This window comes from Pseudoduganella aquatica, assembly GCF_020865585.1.
Taxonomy (GTDB): domain Bacteria; phylum Pseudomonadota; class Gammaproteobacteria; order Burkholderiales; family Burkholderiaceae_D; genus Rugamonas; species Rugamonas aquatica_A.
This window is the reverse complement of sequence record NZ_CP086370.1, coordinates 6,141,362-6,159,414: the sequence shown is the minus strand read 5'-3', so window position 1 is coordinate 6,159,414 and position 18,053 is coordinate 6,141,362. Positions and strand designations below refer to the sequence as shown.

At 65.7% G+C, this 18,053-nt stretch carries 22 protein-coding genes; 14 read left to right on the top strand and 8 right to left on the bottom strand.

Features of this window, described 5'->3' with window-relative positions:
• Nucleotides 1-54: 54 nt before the first annotated feature.
• Nucleotides 55-1,617, bottom strand: a complete 1,563-nt coding sequence (gene lnt / locus KT882_RS27425; RefSeq protein ID WP_228893805.1) for an apolipoprotein N-acyltransferase — start codon at nucleotides 1,615-1,617, stop codon at nucleotides 55-57.
• On the bottom strand, nucleotides 1,617-2,495 hold the full coding sequence (locus KT882_RS27420) for an HlyC/CorC family transporter (protein WP_161073814.1): 879 nt from the start codon (nucleotides 2,493-2,495) through the stop codon (nucleotides 1,617-1,619). The genes lnt and KT882_RS27420 overlap by 1 nt, the downstream gene beginning before the upstream one ends.
• A gap of 120 nt (nucleotides 2,496-2,615) precedes the next feature.
• Between KT882_RS27420 and KT882_RS27415 the strand changes: the two genes are divergently transcribed.
• Nucleotides 2,616-2,900: a hypothetical protein gene (locus tag KT882_RS27415; protein ID WP_228893804.1), complete on the top strand. Its 285-nt coding sequence runs from the start codon at nucleotides 2,616-2,618 to the stop codon at nucleotides 2,898-2,900.
• Between the two features lie 108 nt (nucleotides 2,901-3,008).
• Here KT882_RS27415 and ybeY read toward each other — a convergent pair whose 3' ends face one another.
• Complete coding sequence (gene ybeY / locus KT882_RS27410) at nucleotides 3,009-3,470, bottom strand: rRNA maturation RNase YbeY (RefSeq protein WP_161073812.1); 462 nt, start codon at nucleotides 3,468-3,470, stop codon at nucleotides 3,009-3,011.
• A complete protein-coding gene (locus KT882_RS27405) occupies nucleotides 3,454-4,512 on the bottom strand; it encodes a PhoH family protein (RefSeq protein ID WP_161073811.1) in 1,059 nt (352 codons plus the stop codon). The genes ybeY and KT882_RS27405 overlap by 17 nt, the downstream gene beginning before the upstream one ends.
• A gap of 156 nt (nucleotides 4,513-4,668) precedes the next feature.
• Between KT882_RS27405 and KT882_RS27400 the strand changes: the two genes are divergently transcribed.
• Together KT882_RS27400 and KT882_RS27395 are read left to right on the top strand one after the other, a co-directional pair.
• Nucleotides 4,669-4,971 carry a hypothetical protein gene (locus KT882_RS27400; RefSeq protein WP_161073810.1) on the top strand — a complete coding sequence of 101 codons (303 nt, stop codon included), beginning with the start codon at nucleotides 4,669-4,671 and terminating at the stop codon, nucleotides 4,969-4,971.
• A gap of 237 nt (nucleotides 4,972-5,208) precedes the next feature.
• Nucleotides 5,209-5,538: a hypothetical protein gene (locus KT882_RS27395; protein ID WP_161073809.1), complete on the top strand. Its 330-nt coding sequence runs from the start codon at nucleotides 5,209-5,211 to the stop codon at nucleotides 5,536-5,538.
• Nucleotides 5,539-5,582: 44 nt separating this feature from the next.
• Here KT882_RS27395 and KT882_RS27390 read toward each other — a convergent pair whose 3' ends face one another.
• Together KT882_RS27390 and KT882_RS27385 are read right to left on the bottom strand one after the other, a co-directional pair.
• Entirely contained in the window at nucleotides 5,583-6,428 is an 846-nt protein-coding gene (locus tag KT882_RS27390; RefSeq protein WP_161073808.1) for an HDOD domain-containing protein, read from the bottom strand.
• Nucleotides 6,425-6,769 (bottom strand): hypothetical protein, encoded by a 345-nt coding sequence (locus KT882_RS27385; protein WP_228893803.1) that lies wholly within the window; start codon nucleotides 6,767-6,769, stop codon nucleotides 6,425-6,427. The genes KT882_RS27390 and KT882_RS27385 overlap by 4 nt, the downstream gene beginning before the upstream one ends.
• 140 nt (nucleotides 6,770-6,909) lie before the next feature.
• Between KT882_RS27385 and KT882_RS27380 the strand changes: the two genes are divergently transcribed.
• The 4 genes from KT882_RS27380 (at nucleotide 6,910) to KT882_RS27365 (ending at nucleotide 9,767) form a co-directional block, all read left to right on the top strand.
• The gene (locus tag KT882_RS27380; RefSeq protein WP_161073807.1) at nucleotides 6,910-8,502 is read left to right on the top strand and encodes a sensor histidine kinase; all 1,593 of its coding nucleotides are present in this window, start codon (nucleotides 6,910-6,912) and stop codon (nucleotides 8,500-8,502) included.
• 61 nt (nucleotides 8,503-8,563) lie between these two features.
• Nucleotides 8,564-9,115, top strand: coding sequence for a DUF1697 domain-containing protein (locus tag KT882_RS27375; protein WP_228893802.1), 552 nt, complete (start codon nucleotides 8,564-8,566; stop codon nucleotides 9,113-9,115).
• Nucleotides 9,116-9,143: 28 nt separating this feature from the next.
• A complete protein-coding gene (locus tag KT882_RS27370; protein WP_161073805.1) occupies nucleotides 9,144-9,545 on the top strand; it encodes a DUF3224 domain-containing protein in 402 nt (133 codons plus the stop codon).
• Between the two features lie 45 nt (nucleotides 9,546-9,590).
• On the top strand, nucleotides 9,591-9,767 hold the full coding sequence (locus KT882_RS27365; RefSeq protein WP_228893801.1) for a hypothetical protein: 177 nt from the start codon (nucleotides 9,591-9,593) through the stop codon (nucleotides 9,765-9,767).
• On the opposite strand, the gene KT882_RS27360 is transcribed toward KT882_RS27365, so the two are convergent.
• Nucleotides 9,764-10,642 carry a LysR family transcriptional regulator gene (locus tag KT882_RS27360; RefSeq protein WP_228893800.1) on the bottom strand — a complete coding sequence of 293 codons (879 nt, stop codon included), beginning with the start codon at nucleotides 10,640-10,642 and terminating at the stop codon, nucleotides 9,764-9,766. The genes KT882_RS27365 and KT882_RS27360 overlap by 4 nt on opposite strands.
• Nucleotides 10,643-10,719: 77 nt before the next feature.
• Between KT882_RS27360 and KT882_RS27355 the strand changes: the two genes are divergently transcribed.
• The gene (locus KT882_RS27355; RefSeq protein ID WP_228893799.1) at nucleotides 10,720-12,117 is read left to right on the top strand and encodes an MFS transporter; all 1,398 of its coding nucleotides are present in this window, start codon (nucleotides 10,720-10,722) and stop codon (nucleotides 12,115-12,117) included.
• A 26-nt stretch (nucleotides 12,118-12,143) separates the two neighbouring features.
• On the opposite strand, the gene KT882_RS27350 is transcribed toward KT882_RS27355, so the two are convergent.
• Nucleotides 12,144-12,752: a PEP-CTERM sorting domain-containing protein gene (locus KT882_RS27350; protein ID WP_228893798.1), complete on the bottom strand. Its 609-nt coding sequence runs from the start codon at nucleotides 12,750-12,752 to the stop codon at nucleotides 12,144-12,146.
• 184 nt (nucleotides 12,753-12,936) lie between these two features.
• On the opposite strand from KT882_RS27350, the gene KT882_RS27345 reads away from it, so the two are divergent.
• The 6 genes from KT882_RS27345 to KT882_RS27320 all read left to right on the top strand — a co-directional run bounded on the left by KT882_RS27345 (nucleotide 12,937) and on the right by KT882_RS27320 (nucleotide 18,022).
• Nucleotides 12,937-13,761: a ChaN family lipoprotein gene (locus tag KT882_RS27345; protein ID WP_161073801.1), complete on the top strand. Its 825-nt coding sequence runs from the start codon at nucleotides 12,937-12,939 to the stop codon at nucleotides 13,759-13,761.
• A 28-nt stretch (nucleotides 13,762-13,789) separates the two neighbouring features.
• Nucleotides 13,790-14,113 carry a thioredoxin family protein gene (locus KT882_RS27340; RefSeq protein ID WP_161073800.1) on the top strand — a complete coding sequence of 108 codons (324 nt, stop codon included), beginning with the start codon at nucleotides 13,790-13,792 and terminating at the stop codon, nucleotides 14,111-14,113.
• A complete protein-coding gene (locus KT882_RS27335; protein ID WP_161073799.1) occupies nucleotides 14,114-14,740 on the top strand; it encodes a peptidoglycan recognition protein family protein in 627 nt (208 codons plus the stop codon).
• 12 nt (nucleotides 14,741-14,752) lie between these two features.
• Nucleotides 14,753-16,030, top strand: a complete 1,278-nt coding sequence (locus KT882_RS27330) for an MFS transporter (protein ID WP_228893797.1) — start codon at nucleotides 14,753-14,755, stop codon at nucleotides 16,028-16,030.
• 189 nt (nucleotides 16,031-16,219) lie between these two features.
• The gene (locus KT882_RS27325) at nucleotides 16,220-16,762 is read left to right on the top strand and encodes an REP-associated tyrosine transposase (RefSeq protein WP_228893796.1); all 543 of its coding nucleotides are present in this window, start codon (nucleotides 16,220-16,222) and stop codon (nucleotides 16,760-16,762) included.
• A gap of 141 nt (nucleotides 16,763-16,903) precedes the next feature.
• Nucleotides 16,904-18,022, top strand: coding sequence for a porin (locus KT882_RS27320; RefSeq protein ID WP_228893795.1), 1,119 nt, complete (start codon nucleotides 16,904-16,906; stop codon nucleotides 18,020-18,022).
• The last annotated feature ends 31 nt before the right edge of the window (nucleotides 18,023-18,053 follow it).

Below are 18,053 nucleotides of genomic sequence, written 5' to 3'. Positions count from 1 at the left end.
TTGGGATGGCTAGCCATAAACGGCTAATTTTAGCCGGGTTTGGCTACTGTTTGGCTACTTATCGGGGTGCTTATTCGCGTTTTTTCGGGACCAGAGCCACGCGCCGGCCACGGCCAGCGCGGCCAGGACCAGGAACAGTCGGTTGCCCAGCACGATGTAGGGCGTATCGCCCGCCATGCCGCGCACCGAGGCTTTCAGCACGCCAGCCTGGTAGTAGGGCAGCGCCGCCGTCACCTTGCCGTGGCTGTCGATCACCACGCTGGCGCCGGTGTTGGTGGAGCCGAGCATGGGGCGGCCGGTTTCCAGCGTGCGCATCTGCGAAATCTGCAAGTGGTGCGGGATGGCGATGGATTCGCCGTACCAGGCCAGCTCGGAGACGTTCAGCAGCAGGGTGGCCGGATTCGGATCGGCCGCCAGCTGCGCCGCGATCTCCTCGCCGAACAGGTTCTCGTAGCAGATATTCGGCAGCACGCGCTGCGACTTCACCTGGAACGGCGCCTGCAGCGCCTTGCCCGGCGTCTGGTCGCCCAGCGGAATGTGCATCATGTCCGTGAACCAGCGGAAGCCGGTCGGGATGAATTCGCCGAACGGCACCAGGTGGTGCTTGTCATAGCGGTAGGTTGGCAGGCCCGATGCGGGCGGCAGGCCGATCACGCTGTTCGAATACTGGGTGGGGCTGTCCATCAGCGGAATCCCCAGCACCAGGTGGCTGCCCGAGCGCTTGGCGAACTGGCCCAGGCTGGGCAGGTAGTCCGGCGGCAGCTGGTGCTGGAACAGCATGATGGCCGTTTCCGGCGTGGCGATCAGGTCGGCCGCTTCGGCGGTGATGGTGTCGCGGTAGCGGCGCAGCGTGGCTTCGGTGTGGCGCGCGTCGAACTTCTGCTGCAGGGGCGTATTCCCTTGCAGCAGGCGTACCGAGATCGGCTCGCCCACGGGATGGGTCCAGTCGATGTGGCGCAGGCCGAAGCCGGCGGCCATGACGGTGGCCAGGCCGCCCAGCGCGTACCAGCGCGTGCGGTGCGCGGCCAGCAGCAACGCGCCGGCGCACAGCGCGGCCAGCCAGCTCACGCCGTACACGCCCACGATGGCCGCGTAGCCGCCCAGCGGGCCGTCGTTATGGGCGTAGCCGGCGGCGGCCCAGGGGAAACCGGTGAACAGCCAGCCGCGCACCCATTCGAACAGCGCCCACATGGCGGGCAGCATCAGCAGGTTGGCGGCGGGCAGCGGCAGCAGCCAGCGTTTGCGCAGCCACAGCGCGGAATACATGGCCAGGGCGGCGTAGATGCCCATGGCGGCGGCCAGCAGGGCGATGGCGGCCACCGCCAGCGGCAGCGGCAGGCCGCCGAAGCGGTTCAGCGCCACCACCAGCCAGTGCGTGTTGGCCAGGCACCAGCCGAAGCCGAACGCCCAGCCCACCAGCGCGCCGGCTTTCGGCGTGGCCGAACGCAGCGCCTGGTAGAACAGCGCGGCCAGGCAGAGGATTTGCAGCGGCCACCAGCCGAAGGGAGCAAAGGAGAAGACGCTGGCGGCGCCCGCCAGCGCGGCGATGATCATGCGGCCACGGGTGCTGCGCTGCGGTGCGGGAGCGTCGCCGGGTTGGGCGCGGCGCCAGCGCATCAGTCTTGTTCGTCCACTGCCGGCGGCAGCTTCTCGACCAGCAGCACGTGCAGCTGGCGCGCATCCGAACGCAGCACTTCAAAGCGCAGGTTGCCGATGTCGAAGGTGTCGCCCTTGTGCGGCATGCGCTCGAGGTGCTTGACCGCGTAGCCGCCTATGGTGTCGGCGTCCTCGTCGGACAGGTCGGTGTCGAGTTCCTCGTTGAACTGGCTGATCTCGGTCAGCGCCTTGATGCGCCAGCGCGGGCCGAACTTGCCTTCCTTGATGGAGAGGATGTTGTCTTCCTCTTCGTCGAAGTCGTATTCGTCCTCGATGTCGCCGACGATCTGCTCCAGCACGTCCTCGATGGTGATCAGCCCGGCCACGCCGGAATACTCGTCCACCACGATGGCCATGTGGTTGTGGTTGGCACGGAAGTCGCGCAGCAGCACGTTCAGGCGCTTGGATTCGGGAATGAACACGGCCGGACGCAGCATGTCGCGCACGTCGAAGCTCTCTTCGGCGTAGTAGCGCAGCAGGTCCTTGGCCAGCAGGATGCCGATCACCTTGTCGCGTTCGCCCTCGATGGCGGGGAAGCGCGAGTGGGCCGTTTCCAGCACGGTGGGCATCCATTCCTCGATGGGCTTGGAAATGTCGATCACATCCATCTGCGAACGCGGCACCATGATGTCGCGCGCGGACAGGTCCGACACCTGGAACACGCCCTCGATCATGGACAGCGCATCGGCGTCGATCAGGTTGCGTTCGTGGGCATCGTGCAGCACTTCGAGCAGTTCCGCGCGGTTCTCGGGCTCGGGGGAGATGAAAGCGGTGAGTCGCTCAAAAAGCGATCTGTGGGGTTTGGCGTCAGTCTTGACGCCACTAGGGTGCTCTTGCATAGGAGGCGTGAGCCAGTTGTTTCGGAGTGCTATAGGATACTACAAATGCCGCCGGCCCTCCGTTTTTGTCTTTTTTGGCGCTACAATGGGAGACTTTTTATCTCTTGCGCGGAGTCCGCCATGGTCAGCAGCATCTCCTCCCTCAACCCGGCCACCGGCCTGGTCCCGCAGCGAAAAATCGCCGAGCAGGCGGCCGATGTCGACACCGTGGCGCCGGACGCCCAATCGATCAACGACGTGCCGCCGGCCGAAGCCAGCCCCGAAGCGCCGCCGCCCGAAGCGCCCGTGCCCATGCGTTTCGACAGCGAGAAGCTGCCGCCCGACACCACCGCCCGCCTGATTGAAAAGACGCCGTTCGACGCCAACCGCGCCTTGCTGGGCACCAGCGGCACCAAGGGCGGCTGATTGGCGGGTTACGCGGCTGCGCCGCTAACCCGCCCTACGAAATAAGCACATCGACGGTCTTTTGGGACCGTAGGGCGGGTTAGCGCGCAGCGCGTAACCCGCCGGCCTTTACGCGTAAGGATCCGCGTAGCCCAGCCCCGCCAGGATCTCGGTCTCCAGGCCTTCCATCTCGGCCGCTTCCTCGTCGTCCATATGGTCGTAGCCTTGCGCGTGCAGCACGCCGTGCACGATCAGGTGGGCCGTGTGCTCCTCCACCGTCTTCTTCTGCTCGGCCGCTTCCTTTTCCAGCACATCGGTGCACAGGATGATGTCGGCGCGGGTGGGCTCGTCCTCGGCGTAGTCCTCGCCCTCGTTGTAGGCGAAAGTCAGCACATTGGTGGCGTAGTCCTTCTCGCGGTAGTCGCGGTTCAGCACGCGGCCTTCCTCCGCATCCACAAAGCGTATGGTCAGCTCGGCCGGGGCGAACAGCGCCGCCTTGATCCACCGCCGCACCAGGGGGCGCGTGATGCTGTCCTGCAGGCGCGGGTCGGCGTATTGCACCGACAGGGTCAGTTTATTTTTTTCGGGCATGTTTAACAGCGGCAGTCTTGGCTGGGGTGAACAGGGGGGAAATCTCGGCCGAGGCGTTGTGCGCGCTCTCGTAGGCGTCCACGATGCGCGCCACCAGCGGGTGGCGCACCACGTCCGCGCTGGAGAACTGCGTGAAGGCGATGCCGCGCACGTCGCGCAGCACGTGGCTGGCGTCCACCAGGCCGCTCTTCTGGCTTTTCGGCAGGTCGATCTGGGTGGTGTCGCCGGTGATTACGGCCTTGCTGCCGAAGCCTATGCGGGTCAGGAACATTTTCATCTGTTCCACGGTGGTGTTCTGCGCCTCGTCCAGGATCACGAAGGCGTGGTTCAAGGTGCGCCCGCGCATATAGGCCAGCGGCGCGATCTCGATCACGCCTTTTTCAAACATTTTCTGCGTGCGGTCGAAGCCCAGCAGGTCGTACAGCGCGTCGTACAGCGGGCGCAGGTAAGGGTCCACCTTCTGCGCCAGGTCGCCCGGCAGGAAGCCCAGGCGTTCGCCCGCTTCCACCGCCGGGCGGGTCAGGATGATGCGCTTGACCGCGTCGCGCTCCAGCGCGTCCACCGCGCAGGCCACCGCCAGGTAGGTCTTGCCGGTGCCGGCCGGGCCGAGGCCGAAGCTGATGTCGTGGTCGAGGATGTTGCGCAGGTATTTGATCTGGTGCGGCGTGCGGCCGCGCAGGTCGGCGCGGCGCGTTTTCAGCACCGGGCTGGTGATGTCCGGCTCGTTGAACGGCGGTTCTTCCATATCCGGATCGAGCTGCGGCGCCAGGCCGGCGCGCTGCTCCACCAGGGCCAGCTGCACTTCCTCCACCGGCACCACTTTCTGCGCCACGTTGTAGAACTGCTCCAGGATCTGCACCGCGCGCTCGGCGTTGGCGCCGTTGACGATGAATTTTTCGCCGCGGCGGAAGATGGTCACATCCAGCGCGGCGGAAATCTGGCGCAGATTCTCATCCAGCGGCCCGCACAGGTGCGCCAGGCGCGTGTTGTCGAGCGGTTCTGGGATGAAATAGTGCGGCTGGACTGGTGTCTTGGTTTTCAATGGGCGCTGCCTGGTAGGTGTGTACTGAATGCCGGTAGTTTACCGTATCGCGGCGGCGGCGGTGTTTTTCCCGGACTTGTTGATGCTTCGTCATTGCTTTCGGCCGGGCTTGCCCTACAGTCGTTGTGAGGGTCTTACTTTTCAATGGAGCAAGCCATGGCAGTCAGTGCGATTCCCAGCACCAGCAGCACCCCGGCGCAGCAGACCGGCGCCGTCGCCGACCAGCGCGCCGAACAGGCCCGCCAGGCGCGCCGCGAGGAGGCGGCGCGGCGCGAACAGGAAACCGCCAGCGCCGAGCAGCAGACCCAGCAATCCCAGCAGGCCGCGCGCGCCGAGCAGGAGCGCCAGACCCAGCAGGCCGACGCCGTGAAGCGGCAGCAACTCGAATCGCAGCAGAGCAGCCAGAACAGCACGTCGCCATCCGCCCGGATCGGCCAGAATATCAATACGACTGCGTAACCCCCCCGCCTAAGCCCGCCTTCTGCGGGCGATTTTATTTCCTAAAAGTTCTTTCGTGCGCCACGGAATATTCCCGTGTGTTGAAATGGCATTGTTGCTAAGAATTCTAGCGGGTGCTTGACCTAACGCAAGCTTCGCTAGTTGCAGCTTGGCCTGAACGGGCTGGTTTGGTATTAGAATTGTTATTGAAATTGCAATGCCATTCCGGGATAGACAACTCACTAGACGAGGAAAATCATGGCACACCACGCCCTTGCTTCTCAAGAAAGCTACAACCCCAACCACCTGCTGGATATGCTGCTGGGAAAAATGCAGCTGAAGAACGACGCCGCGCTGTCGCGCATGCTGGAAGTGGCGCCGCCGGTCATCAGCAAGATCCGCCACCACCGCCTGCCGGTCGGCGCCTCGCTGCTGATACGCATGCACGAAGTGACCGGCATGAGCATCCGCGACCTGCGCGACCTGATGGGCGACCGCCGCACCAAGTACCGCCTGTCCGACGCGCAAGGCCGCCCCAAGCCCGAGGACCGGCCGGAAAAGCAGGAAGCCGGCAGCTACGCGCACTGAGGCGCGCAGTGACGACGCCGGGGCCGGGACTGAAAAGTGCCGGCTTAGCTCAGCAGCACCATGGCGATTTCTTCGTATTGCAGTTCCGTTTCGCGGAACAGTTGTAGATAGATGGTTTCATCGAGGCCCAGCGCAGTCCAGGCCACGGTGGAGACCGGCGGCACCAGGCCGTCAGGCATTTGCGCCAGATCGAGCGCATGGGCAATGGCGTCCGCCACGTGGATGATGGCCGCCAAAAAGCCCGCACCCGGTGCTTCCGGGTTGTGGTGGTGGGCGATCGCCAGCCGCATCGTGTCCGAAAAATTCCAGTGTTCCGCCAGCGCCATGCCGGCATCGACGTGGTCGATGCCCAGTACCGCGCGCTCCGCCTCCAGCGGCAGGCAGTCATGCTCGCTGCGGTAGGCCAGCGCCTGCTCGTACTCTTTCGGGAAACAGGCCACCAGCACCAGCCGGCCGATATCGTGCAGCAGGCCGGCCGTGAAGGCGTAGTCCTGGTTGAAGCGCATCTGGCGCGCCAGCACCTTGGCGCAGGCAGCGCTGGCGATCGAATGGCGCCAGAAGGCCTTGTGGTCGAAGCCGGCGCAGGAGCGCTCGGCGAAGCAGCCGGTCAGCGCGGCCGCCGTGATCAGGTTGCGCGTGGCCTGGAAACCCAGGTAGGTGATGGCCTGCTGGATGGTGGTCACCTTCACCTGCAGGCCGTACAGCGAGGAATTGGCCAGGCGCAGCGTCTTGGCGGTCAGCGCCTGGTCGTGCGAGACCTTCTTGGCCAGCACGGAAATGTCCACGTCCTCCTGGTCTATGCTGTTGAGCAGTTCCATCACCACGGCTGGCAGCGAGGGCAGGTCGTCCAGGTTTTTTACTACATCGTCGTATGTCAGCATGGTGCTCATTCTTCTGCCGGGGCCAGGCCCAGGCGGTAATCGGTGACGAAGCGGCGCAGCAGGGCGGTGGCCCAGTCGGTGTCGCTGTCCGGGTCGTTCTTGCGGAACAGGTGCTCGATGCGCGCGACGCGCTGCTCCTGGCTGGCGGCCTGCTCGGCCTCGCTGGGCTGCTCGGGCAGCGCAATCGGCAGCATGGCGATGCCGTGGCGCGGCATCAGCGCCAGCGTGGCGTCGGTCAGCACCGTGCCCTGCGGCAGCAGCACATGGCCCTGCGCGTCCAGCAGTTCATCCGACAATATCATTCCGGCTTGCACCTGGCCCAGGGGCAGGTGCTGATAAGTGGCAGTCATCGCGCCTCCGTCATTCTCGTCGCATGATCTTACCATCGGCGCCGCGGCGCGGTCGAAAATCTTGCCAAGTTGCTAGCCATACTTTACATTGGGGCGTTGCCGTCATATCCGTGCCGCGCAAGACTGGGAGGAGCTGCTCGATGTTTGGAATTCAAGGTCGGCTGACCTTGCTGTTCGTGGTGATCGTGACCCTGGTGCTGGGCATCTCCGGCACCTATGCGCAATACAGTCTGAGCCACGAACTGGAAGTGAACAACCAGCGCCTGCGCCAGGGCGTGCTGACGCGGCTGCAAACCAGCTTGCCGTCCGCGCTGTGGGACCTGGACAAGGCCAAGGTGGACAACATCGTGGCCGCCGAAATGCTGCCGCCCGAGCTGGTGGCGATCCGCGTCTACGACACCTCGGTGGGCCTGTTCTCGGGCAAGCTGCGCGCCGACAGCGGCAGCATCAGCGCCATCGAATCGGACACCGCCGTGGGCGGCGCGCCGGTGGTGGCCGACCTGGCCTACCGCGACGCCGGCGCGGCCGGCAGCGCGCCCAAGCCGGTCATCGTGGGCCGCGTGGTGGTCAACTTCAGCCGCGCGCAGATGGACGCCACCCTGCGCAGCGAGGTGCAGCGCAAGGTGATCGAAGTGCTGCTGCTGGACTCCATCCTGGTGGCGGCGCTGGCGCTCAGCCTGCGCATCGTGTTCGACCCGCTCAAGCAGTTGCGCGACGGCCTGCACGACCTGGCCACGCGCGGCTCGGACGAGGTGGGCGAGCTGCCGGAAAACCGGCGCGACGAACTGGGCCAGGTGATACGCGGCTTCAACGCCATCCAGCGCCGCGTGAAGGCGATTATCGGCCGCACCCGCGAGGCCGAGGACGAGGCGCGCCGCGCCGCGCAGGAAACCGCGAAAGCGCTGGACGACCTGCGCCGCACCCAGGAATCGCTGCTGCAGGCCGAGCGCCTGGCGTCGCTGGGCGGCCTGGTGGCCGGCGTGGCGCACGAGATCAACACGCCGGTGGGCATCGCGCTGACCAGCGCCTCCATCCTGGCCGAAGCGACCGAGAAGGTACACCAGGCGGTGGCCGACGGCGCCATCAAGAAGTCGGAGATCCTGAAATACCTGGAAACGGCCAGCGAGAGCACCAAGCTCATCATGAACAACGCCTACCGCGCCGCGCACCTGATCCACAGCTTCAAGCAGATCGCGGTGGACCAGGTGAGCGAGGCGCGGCGCCGCTTCGAGCTGCGCGAATACATCGGCGAGGTGGTGTCCAGCCTGCAGCCCAAGCTGAAGAAGACGCATATCAAGGTGGACATCGCCTGCCCGGCCGAGATTGTGCTCGACAGCTATCCGGGCGCGCTGGCCCAGGTCATCACCAACCTCACGCTGAACTGCGTGGAGCACGCCTTCGAACCGGACGCCGAGGGCCGCATCGCCATCAACGTCAAGCCGGATGGCGACTGGATAGAGATGCAGGTGGTGGACAACGGCAAAGGCATCCCGCCCGACATGCTGGACAAGGTGTTCGATCCCTTCGTCACCACGCGCCGGGGGCAGGGCGGCACGGGGCTGGGGCTGAACATCGTGTTCAACCTGATCGCCAAGCAGTTCGCCGGCACCATCACGGTGGCCAGCACGCTGGGGCAGGGCGCCAGCTTCGTGCTGCGCATGCCGCGCGTGACGCCGATCGAGAGTGGGCCGGGCAGCGCCGAGCCGCATGCGGACGCGCCGCTGCACGTGTAAAGCGCACGCCGCTTAAATTCCAGCTGCCGCATACTATGGCTTTGCCGTGAAGGAGACAAGGATGGCAATACGCAGGCAGATCGCCCTGCTGCGCGGCATCAACGTGGGCCGCGCCAAACGCGTGGCCATGGCCGACCTGCGCAAGCTGATTACCGACCTGGGTTATGACGACGTGCGCACGGTGCTCAACAGCGGCAACGTGGTGTACGACTGCCCGGACGGCGCCTGCGGCGGCGCCGAAGCCGCCGTCCGCATCGAGGAGGCGCTGGTGCTCAAGCTGGGCGTGGGCGCGCGCGTGACGGTGCTGGAGGCCGGCCAGCTGTCCCAGGTGGTGGAGGACAACAGCCTGCACGCGCTGGCGGACGATCCGGCGCGCCTGCTGGTGGCCGTGCTGAACAACCCGGCCGACAGCGGCAAGCTGCAGCCGCTGGCGCACCAGGACTGGACCCCGGAAGCGTTTGCGCTGGGCCGCTGGGCGGCCTACCTGTGGTGCGCGGACGGCGTGCTGGCCAGCCGCGCGGCCGCCGCCATGGGCAAGCTGCTGGGCGACGCCGTCACCACCCGCAACTGGACCACGATCAATAAATTGCACGCGCTCGCTTGCGAGCGCTGAGTCCCCAAATTCACACGAGGAGCGCATCATGGCAGTGGTGGAAGGCGAGTTCAACGTCACAATGAGTCCCGAACACATGTCGGTGGGCGCGTCCGGCTTCGGCCTGCACCGCATGGTGCTGGACAAGCGCTACCACGGCGCGCTGGAGGCCAGCGGCAACGGCGAAATGCTGAGCTTTATGGGTGCGGCGCAAGGATCGGCCGGCTACGTTGCCATGGAGCGCGTGGAGGGCACGCTCAATGGCCTGAGCGGCGGCTTTACCCTGCAGCACAGCGGCATCATGGACCGCGGCCAGCCCAGCCTGAGCGTGCTGGTGGTGCCCGATTCGGGCAGCGGCGAACTGACCGGCCTCAGTGGTAAACTGGACATACGCAACGAAGGCGGCAAGCACTTCTATACACTCGATTATGTGATTGCAGCCCTGCCTTAGCGTTTGCGCTACAATGGCGCATTATTTTGCTCTACGGCAACAAAAATGAACAAAGATCTCTACAAGGGCGCGCTGATCATGGCTGGCCTGGTGGTGGCGCTGGTGGTGGGCTCGTTTGCGCTGTCGGACAACGGCTTGCAGAAGGCCAGCTGCGTCGGCCGCGCCATTACCAGCGGCATTTCGGTCGGCAATATCGCCGCCGTGTGCGGCCTGGGCCGCTAGGCTTCGGGGCTAATTCCGGCGTCGAAGCACGCCGCGAAAGCGTGCCGCGCCGGATGGTGCAGCACGTCGCCGCGCCAGACCAGCATGGTCTGCACCAGGGCCGTCTGCGGCGGCAGCGCGTGGCACTGGATGCTGCTTCCAAGCTGGCGCTGCTTCAACACCTCTTTGGGCATCAGCGCCACGCCCATGCCGGCGGCCACGCAGCCCAGTATCGCCTCGAAGGTGCCGAATTCGGAGATGCGGGTGGTGGCCACGTCCGCCTCCGCGAACCAGTTTTCCAGCCGCCGCCGGTAGGCGCAGCCGCTGCGGAACACCAGCAGCGCGCGCCGCGCCACGTCGCGCGGGCTGCGCACCGGGCCTTGCGCGGCGTCGGTCAGCAGCACCAGCTCCTCCTCGAACACCGCCAGCTGCGCCAGTTCCGGCCGCAGCACCGGCGCGGCCACCAGGGCCACGTCCAGCTTGTGGTTCAGCACCGCCTGCACCAGCTGGTCGGTGGGGGCGGTTTCCAGCAGCAGGTCCACCTCAGGATGCCGGCGGTGGAAGGCCGCCAGCACCAGCGGCAGGCGCGCCGCCGCCGCCGTTTCCATGGCGCCGATGCGCAGCTGCCCGGCCGGGCGCTGGTCGCCGCGCACCGCCGCCTGCGCCTCGTCGGCCAGGGTCAGCAAACGGCCGGCGTAGGCCAGCAGGCGCTCGCCCTCGGCGGTAATCAGCAGGCGCCGGCCGGAGCGGTGGAACAGCGGCACGCCCAGCGCCTCCTCCATCTGCGCCAGCCGGGCCGACACATTGGACTGCACCCGGTTCAGCCGCGCCGCCGCCTGCGTGACGCTGCCTTCTTCGGCCACGGCCTGGAAAATGCGGAGCGCGGACAGTTCCATGATGTTTCTCGATATGTGATGAATGTCTTCATTATTATTCATTTTTCGGGATATGCAAATCCGCCTATAGTGGAAGCATGAAAACCGCCACCACACCCTCGCGCGCTGTATTGCTGGCCTGCAGCTTCGCCTTCATCATCGTCCAGCTCGACGTCACCATCGTCAACGTCGCCTTGCCCCGCATGGGGCGGGATCTCGGCGCCAGCGTTGGGGACCTGCAATGGGTGGTGGACGCCTACACCCTGGGTTTCGCCGTCTTCCTGCTCTCGGCCGGCGTGCTGGGCGACAAGTTCGGCTCGCGCCGCGTCTTCCTGGCCGGCTTCTGGCTGTTCACGCTGGCCTCGCTGGCCTGCGCGGCGGCCACCGGCGCCGTCATGCTCAACCTCGCCCGCGCCGTCCAGGGCATAGGCGCGGCGCTGCTGGTGCCCAGTTCGCTGGCCATCCTGAACGCGGCCTACGCGCACGACAAGGCGCAGCTGGCCAAGGCCGTGGGCTGGTGGACGGCGGCCGGCGGCGTGTCGATCGCCATCGGCCCGGTGCTGGGCGCGGTGCTGCTGGAGCTGGCCGGCTGGCGCAGCATCTTCTGGGTCAATATTCCGCTCTGCCTGGCGGGCGGCTGGCTCACGCTGCGCACCGTGCCGGCCGCGGCGGGCAAGGATCCCGGCCGCGCCTTCGACATGCCGGGCCAGCTGCTGGCCGTGGTGGCGCTGACCGCCTTTATCGGCGCCGTCATCGAAGTGCATGCGCTGGGCTGGACCCACGCGGTGGTGCAGGGCGGCCTGGCGCTGGCCGCCGCGGCCTTCGCCGTGTTCCTGCTGGTGGAGGAGCGCAGCAAGGCGCCCATGCTGCCGCTGGCGCTGTTCCGCAGCGCGGGCTTCAGCGGCGCGGTGGCCTTCGGCGTGCTGGTGAACTTTGCCTACTACGGCGTGATCTTCGTGCTGAGCTTTTACCTGCAGAGCGTGCGCGGCTACACGGCGCTGGCGGCCGGCGTGATGTTCTTGCCGCTGACGGGCACCTTCATCTTCTCGAATATCGCCAGCGGCCGCGTGTCGGCGCGCACCGGGCTGAGGACGCCGATGATAGTTGGCGGCCTGATCGGCGCGGGCGGCTATGCGCTGCTGGGCCTGTTCGGCATCTCGGACCATGCGGGTTTCTGGGCCATGCTGCCCGGCCTGGCTTTGATCCCGGCCGGCATGGGGCTGGCCGTGCCGGCCATGACCACCTCCATCCTGTCCAGCGTGGGCACGGGCCAGGCCGGCACCGCGTCCGCCGTGCTGAACACCGCGCGCCAGGTGGGCGGCGCGCTGGGTGTGGCGGTGTACGGCTCCATGGTCGCCTCCGTCTATCCCGGCGCCGCCATGAGCGGGCTGCGCATTGCGCTGGCCATCTCGGCCGTGCTGCTGCTGGCCGCCGCTGGCATCGCCTGGCAATGCGTCGGCCGCGCCGGCCGCGTAGGGCGGGTTAGCGAAGCGTAACCCGCCGTTGCCGGCCCGCTTTACCCTTACTCGGGTTTGCGCTTGCGGCGCGTTGCCGCCAGGCCTGCCAGGCCCAGGCCGAACAGGGCCATCGAGGCCGGTTCCGGCACGGCCGACGCAGGGCCGAAGGAGGTCACGGCATTGTTGCCGTTCCAGTTGCCGATGGCCATATAGCTGCTGGTGAACTGCGACAGGTCGATGGTGTTTGGCAGGTTGAGCGAGTTGTACAGATTCAGGTTGGTGCCGTTGGCCAGCGTCAGGTCGAAACGGCCGAACGGCGTGGTATCGGCACGGAAGACCACCTGGTCGCCGGCCCAGAAGTTATTGGTCACCATGGCGTACAGGTCGATGGTCTGATGCAGGCTGCCCAGGTTGATGCTGGTCTCCAGCAGCGGGCTGTCCCAATATTGGTAGCCCGTGACCGTGCCCATGCCGCCATAGGCGTGCTTGTAGGCTTGCGCGGCGTCGTAGGTGATGATGCCGCTGATCTTGTCGCCGGTATTGAGCGAGAATTGCGCCAGGTTCGCGCCGCCGTAGGTGGCGCTCCACGAGAAGGACACCGGCGTGGCTTGCACAGGCTGGGCGATGGCGGCTGCGGCCAGTGCGCAGGCGAGAAGGGAGTGCAGTTTTTTCAATTGCGGCTTTCTTTATAATAGTTACCTAAACATGCAATAAAGCAATATTTATGCCAGTGAGGAAATGTCCTTTAAAATCAGCTGGCTAATGGAATATTTGCAAAAGAGCAGGCCGGAAGTGTAAAGAAAATCGACACTTGGGATAGACTAGGGGGGATTTGATCCACCCACCAACCCAAGACATATGAACCGCTCCCTACCCGCGCTGCTGCTGGTCGCCGCCGCCATCGCCGGCTGTGCAGGCAGCAAGAACAAACCCCCATCCGAACCCGTCACCGCCAACCCGCAAGTCCTGCTGCTGGGCGAGGTGCACGACAATCCCGACGGCCACAAGCTGCGCTACCAGCACCTGTTCCAGCGCGTGGAGGCCGGCTGGCGTCCCGCCATCGCCATGGAACAATTCGACCGCGAAAACCAGGCCTTGCTCAACAAGGCGCAGAAGGACTGCCGCGACGCGCAGTGCGTCATCCTCGTGATGGCCGGGCCGCGCTGGGACTGGGACCAGTACCGCCCCATCATCGACCTGGCGCTGCGCTACGACCTGCCGCTGATCGCCGCCAACCTGTCGCGCAAGGACGCCTCGCTGGTGGTGCGCGACGGCGTGGCCTCCAGCTTCGACGACAAAACCGTGGCCGACTACCGCCTGAAGGAAGCGCTGCCGTCCGACATCGTGCAGGGGCAGCAAAAGGAAATCGTGGCCGGCCATTGCAATATGCTGCCGGACATGATGGTGCCCGGCATGGTCAACGCCCAGGTGGCGCGCGACATCTGGATGGCCAAGCTGTTGCGCGCCCAGCAGCCGCGCGACGTGGTGCTCATCGCCGGCAACGGCCATGTGCGCAAGGACTACGGCGTGCCGCGCTGGCTCAACGCGCTGGAGCCGAAGCTGACGGTGCGCAGCGTGGGCTATGTGGAGAGCGCCGCCGCGCCCGGCCTGTACGATGCCAGCTACACGGTGCCGAAGAAGCAGCGCCCGGACCCGTGCGCCAGCCTGAAACCGAAATCGTAGATCATGCAGGCATAAGGAGGACGGGATAATGGAAACGACCTACAAGGAAAGCGCGCCCACGCGCGCCGAGATCGACGCGCTGCGCGGACCGGCGGTGCTGGAGTTCGGCACCAATTGGTGCGGCTACTGCCGCTCCGCCCAGCCGGCGCTGGCGGAAGCCTACGCTGACCACGCGCAGGTGCCGCACTACAAGGTGGAGGATGGGCCGGGCCGCTTGCTGGGCCGCTCCTTCCGCGTAAAGCTGTGGCCCACGCTGGTCTTCCTGCGCGACGGCCAGGAAGTGGCGCGCGTGGTGCGGCCCGAGAATGCCGACGAAATCCGCGCAGGCTTTGCGCACATAACAGGAGAATAAATGCGTTCCTTGATTTACGTAGCCACCGCCACCGCAGCCTTGCTGCTGCAACTGCCCGCCTGGGCCGCGCCCCTGCCGCCCGCGCTGGCGGAAACCGAAAACCGCATCGTATCGGTGGCCGCCTGGGGCGGCACCCCGGCCGATCCGGCCAAGGCGCGCAAGCACACCATCAAGCACATCACGCTGCACCACCAGGGCGAGCCTTTCCCCGAGGGGAAGGACCCGCAGCTCTACCTGCGCAACCTGCAGACCTGGTCGCGCAACACCAAGCACTGGCTGGACATCCCTTACCACTACATCATCGACCTCGACGGCCGCATCTACGAAGGCCGCAGCATAGACTACGCGGGCGATACCAACACCGAATACGACCCCACCGGCCACGCGCTGATTGAAGTGGTGGGCAACTTCGAGGAAGTGCAGCCCAACCAGAAGCAGCTCGACGCCACCGCCGACCTGATGGCGCTGCTGGCAATGAAATACAATGTAGCCCCGGCCACCATCCACGGCCACAAGGATTACTCGGCGCAAACCGTCTGCCCCGGTGTCAATCTGTACCGCTATCTGGAAAACGGCTACCTCCGCGACCAGGTGACGCAGCGTTTGCAATCGTCCCTTCCCAAGTAATCCAGGAGTGTTATGAGCCAGTCCCAACCCGGCGCGCACAAGGTCAATTCGCCCGGCACCGTTTTGTTCGCCAGCCTGATCGGCACCACCATCGAATTCTTCGATTTCTATATTTACGCGACCGCCGCCGTGCTGGTCTTCCCCAAGCTGTTCTTCCCGGCCAGCGACGCGGCCGCCGCCACCTTGCAGTCGCTGGCCACCTTCGCCATCGCCTTCTTCGCGCGGCCGATAGGCTCGGCCGTGTTCGGCCACTTCGGCGACCGCATCGGCCGCAAGGCCACGCTGGTGGCGGCGCTGCTGACCATGGGCCTGTCCACCGTCGCCATCGGCCTGCTGCCGACCTACGCCAGCATCGGCACGCTGGCGCCGCTGCTGCTGGCGCTGTGCCGCTTCGGCCAGGGCCTGGGCCTGGGCGGCGAGTGGGGCGGCGCGGTGCTGCTGGCCACCGAGAACGCGCCGCCGGGCAAGCGCGCCTGGTACGGCATGTTCCCGCAGCTGGGCGCGCCGATAGGCTTCTTCCTGTCCGGCTCCATCTTCCTGCTGCTTAGCCAGGTGCTCACCGACGCGCAGTTCTTCGCCTACGGCTGGCGCATTCCCTTCGTTTCCAGCGCGCTGCTGGTCATCGTCGGCCTGTACGTGCGGCTGAAGATCACCGAAACGCCGGACTTCCAGAAAGTGCTGGACAAGGGCGAGCGCGTGAAGGTGCCGGTGGTGGCCGTGCTGCGCGACCACACCCGCATGCTGGTGCTGGGCACGCTGATGGCCATGGCCACCTTCGTGCTGTTCTACCTGATGACGGTGTTCACCCTGAGCTGGGGCACCACCGCGCTGGGCTACACGCGCAAGGACTTCCTGATACTGCAGCTGTTCTCGGTGCTGTTCTTCGGCCTGACCATACCCGTCACCGCGCTGGTGGCGGACCGCTACGGCCGCCGCCTGACGCTGATCGTGGTGTCCGCGCTGATCATGGCCTTCGGCCTGGTGCTGGCGCCGCTGTTCGGTTCCGGCAGCACGGTGGAAGTGACGCTGGCCATGTCGATCGGCCTGGGCCTGATGGGCATGACGTATGGCCCGCTGGGCACCATGCTGTCCGAGCTGTTCCCGGCGGAAGTGCGCTACACCGGCGCCTCGCTCACGTTCAACCTGGCCGGCATCCTGGGCGCCTCGCTGGCGCCCTACGCGGCCACCTGGCTGGCCACGCATTACGGCCTGGGCTACGTCGCCTACTACCTGTCCACTGCGGCGGGCCTGAGCCTGATCGCGCTGCTGCTGTGCCGATCGCGCAATTGATGGCGTGACGTGGCGGCGGGTTACGGCTCCGCCTAACCCGCCCTACGCGGCTGAAAATACCCGGAATTGTGAAACATGCGTAGGGCGGGTTAGACGCGCAGCGTCGTAACCCGCCAAACTTTGATCCGCCGCAAACCTCGCAATCTCACACCCCTTAGGCTCATCCTGTCACCATGACAAGGACAAGCCATGCCCAACTATCGTCGTCTCTACCTCCCCGGCGGCAGCTACTTCTTCACGGTGGTCACCGAACAGCGCCGACCCATCCTGTGCGAATTGCCTCTGCGCGCCGCACTGAAACGCGCGATAGCCTCGGTGCGCCGCAAGCATCCATTCCACATCGCCGGCATGGTCCTCCTCCCTGACCACCTGCACATGATCTGGACCCTGCCCGAAGGCGACAGCGATTTCCCTTTGCGGGTGCGGTTGATCAAATCGCACATGAGCAAAGCCTGCAGCGCGCTACTGCCGGATTCAGCGCCGAATCCGCGCCGCCAGCGCAAGCAATGCAGCGCCTTATGGCAGCACCGCTACTGGGAGCATGCATTGCAGTCGGAGGATGATTTCAGGTTCCATCTCGATTATGTGCACTGGAATCCGGTCAAGCACGGGCTGGTGCAGCGCGTGCGGGACTGGCCCTGGTCGAGTTTTCATCGCTATGTGGCGGAGGGCGTCTATCCGCAGGACTGGTGTGCGCCGGCCGATGTGGCGGGTTACGCGCTGGCGCGCTAACCCGCCCTACGATGCCCCGGACGGTCGACGATTGCGTAACCCGCCAATGTTTGGCAAGTACGTAGGTTGACGTATGTCTTAGTTTGCGCGCAATGGTTAATCTCATGTCAATAGTGAACCACAACATGAGAGAGGCCCGGAATGACGACGATACGAAAACGAGCGCTATGCGCCATGCTGGCCGCCGCGCCCATGCTGGCGCAGGCCGGTGCAACCATCAAGGTAGGCGAGGATAAGTCGGTCAGCGTGGGCTTCGGCATGCGCGGCTCTTATTCCAGCATCGAGGACGGCGCCTCCAACGGCACCTCGCGCTCGAATGACCTGAACCTGGACAGCGCCCGCCTGTTCTTCGGCGCTTCGCTGAACAAGAACATCAAGGGCATGTTCAACACCGAGTGGGACGGCGACAAGATCCGCGTGCTCGACGCGGCGGGCCAGTTCGCCATCTCGCCCGAACTCAATATCTGGGCCGGCCGCCTGCTCTCGCCGAGCGACCGCGCCAACATGGCCGGGCCTTACTACTCGCTGGGCGGCGGCTACTGGGCCGGCGTCTCTTCCCGCTACGGCTACAACGGCGGCATCTTCCGTGGCCGCGACGACGGCGTGGTCGTCTGGGGCAATGTGCTCGAGGGCGGCAAGCTGGGCTACTCCTTCGGCGCCTTCGAGGGCCACACCTTCGGCATCGGCTCGCTGACCCAGAACCAGGCCAAGGCCGCCGGCGTGAAAACCTCCGACTCGCTGATGTACGCGGGCCGCCTGCAGTACGACTTCTGGGACGCGGAACCGGGCTACTACGGCACCGGCAACTACCTCGGCGGCAAGGACATCCTGGCCATCGGCATGGCCGCGCGCCAGCAGAAGGACGGCGTGCTGACGGTGTCCCGCGTGGGCGACTACAGCGCCTGGAACGTCGACTTCCTGCTGGAGAAGCGCATCCCCGGTTCGGGCGCCGTCGCCGTCGAAGCGGCTTACTACGACTACGACACGGACAACGTCATCAAGTCCGAGCAGGGCGAAGCCTGGTCCGCAGGCGTGTCCTACATCTTCGACCAGGGCCTGGGCTGGGGCAAGCTGCAGCCCTTCGCGCGCTTCCAGAAATTCAAGCCGGACACCAACCTCAATACGCGCCAGAGCGACATTGGCGTGAACTACATCATCGACGGTTACAACGCGCAGATCAGCGCCGTGTACTCGCGCACCAAGGTCGCGGCCGCACCGGACCAGAACAAATTCGTCGTCGCGCTGCAACTCCAATATTGAACCCACACTTTACGAGGCCCGCCATGCAAAC

Coding starts and splice junctions, on each gene's coding strand:
- lnt (WP_228893805.1), bottom strand. CDS start 1,617: ATGCGCTGGCGCCGCGCCCAACCCGGCGACGCTCCCGCACCGCAGCGC.
- KT882_RS27420 (WP_161073814.1), bottom strand. CDS start 2,495: ATGCAAGAGCACCCTAGTGGCGTCAAGACTGACGCCAAACCCCACAGA.
- KT882_RS27415 (WP_228893804.1), top strand. CDS start 2,616: ATGGTCAGCAGCATCTCCTCCCTCAACCCGGCCACCGGCCTGGTCCCG.
- ybeY (WP_161073812.1), bottom strand. CDS start 3,470: ATGCCCGAAAAAAATAAACTGACCCTGTCGGTGCAATACGCCGACCCG.
- KT882_RS27400 (WP_161073810.1), top strand. CDS start 4,669: ATGGCAGTCAGTGCGATTCCCAGCACCAGCAGCACCCCGGCGCAGCAG.
- KT882_RS27395 (WP_161073809.1), top strand. CDS start 5,209: ATGGCACACCACGCCCTTGCTTCTCAAGAAAGCTACAACCCCAACCAC.
- KT882_RS27390 (WP_161073808.1), bottom strand. CDS start 6,428: ATGAGCACCATGCTGACATACGACGATGTAGTAAAAAACCTGGACGAC.
- KT882_RS27385 (WP_228893803.1), bottom strand. CDS start 6,769: ATGACTGCCACTTATCAGCACCTGCCCCTGGGCCAGGTGCAAGCCGGA.
- KT882_RS27380 (WP_161073807.1), top strand. CDS start 6,910: ATGTTTGGAATTCAAGGTCGGCTGACCTTGCTGTTCGTGGTGATCGTG.
- KT882_RS27375 (WP_228893802.1), top strand. CDS start 8,564: ATGGCAATACGCAGGCAGATCGCCCTGCTGCGCGGCATCAACGTGGGC.
- KT882_RS27370 (WP_161073805.1), top strand. CDS start 9,144: ATGGCAGTGGTGGAAGGCGAGTTCAACGTCACAATGAGTCCCGAACAC.
- KT882_RS27365 (WP_228893801.1), top strand. CDS start 9,591: ATGAACAAAGATCTCTACAAGGGCGCGCTGATCATGGCTGGCCTGGTG.
- KT882_RS27360 (WP_228893800.1), bottom strand. CDS start 10,642: ATGGAACTGTCCGCGCTCCGCATTTTCCAGGCCGTGGCCGAAGAAGGC.
- KT882_RS27355 (WP_228893799.1), top strand. CDS start 10,720: ATGAAAACCGCCACCACACCCTCGCGCGCTGTATTGCTGGCCTGCAGC.
- KT882_RS27345 (WP_161073801.1), top strand. CDS start 12,937: ATGAACCGCTCCCTACCCGCGCTGCTGCTGGTCGCCGCCGCCATCGCC.
- KT882_RS27340 (WP_161073800.1), top strand. CDS start 13,790: ATGGAAACGACCTACAAGGAAAGCGCGCCCACGCGCGCCGAGATCGAC.
- KT882_RS27335 (WP_161073799.1), top strand. CDS start 14,114: ATGCGTTCCTTGATTTACGTAGCCACCGCCACCGCAGCCTTGCTGCTG.
- KT882_RS27330 (WP_228893797.1), top strand. CDS start 14,753: ATGAGCCAGTCCCAACCCGGCGCGCACAAGGTCAATTCGCCCGGCACC.
- KT882_RS27325 (WP_228893796.1), top strand. CDS start 16,220: ATGCCCAACTATCGTCGTCTCTACCTCCCCGGCGGCAGCTACTTCTTC.
- KT882_RS27320 (WP_228893795.1), top strand. CDS start 16,904: ATGACGACGATACGAAAACGAGCGCTATGCGCCATGCTGGCCGCCGCG.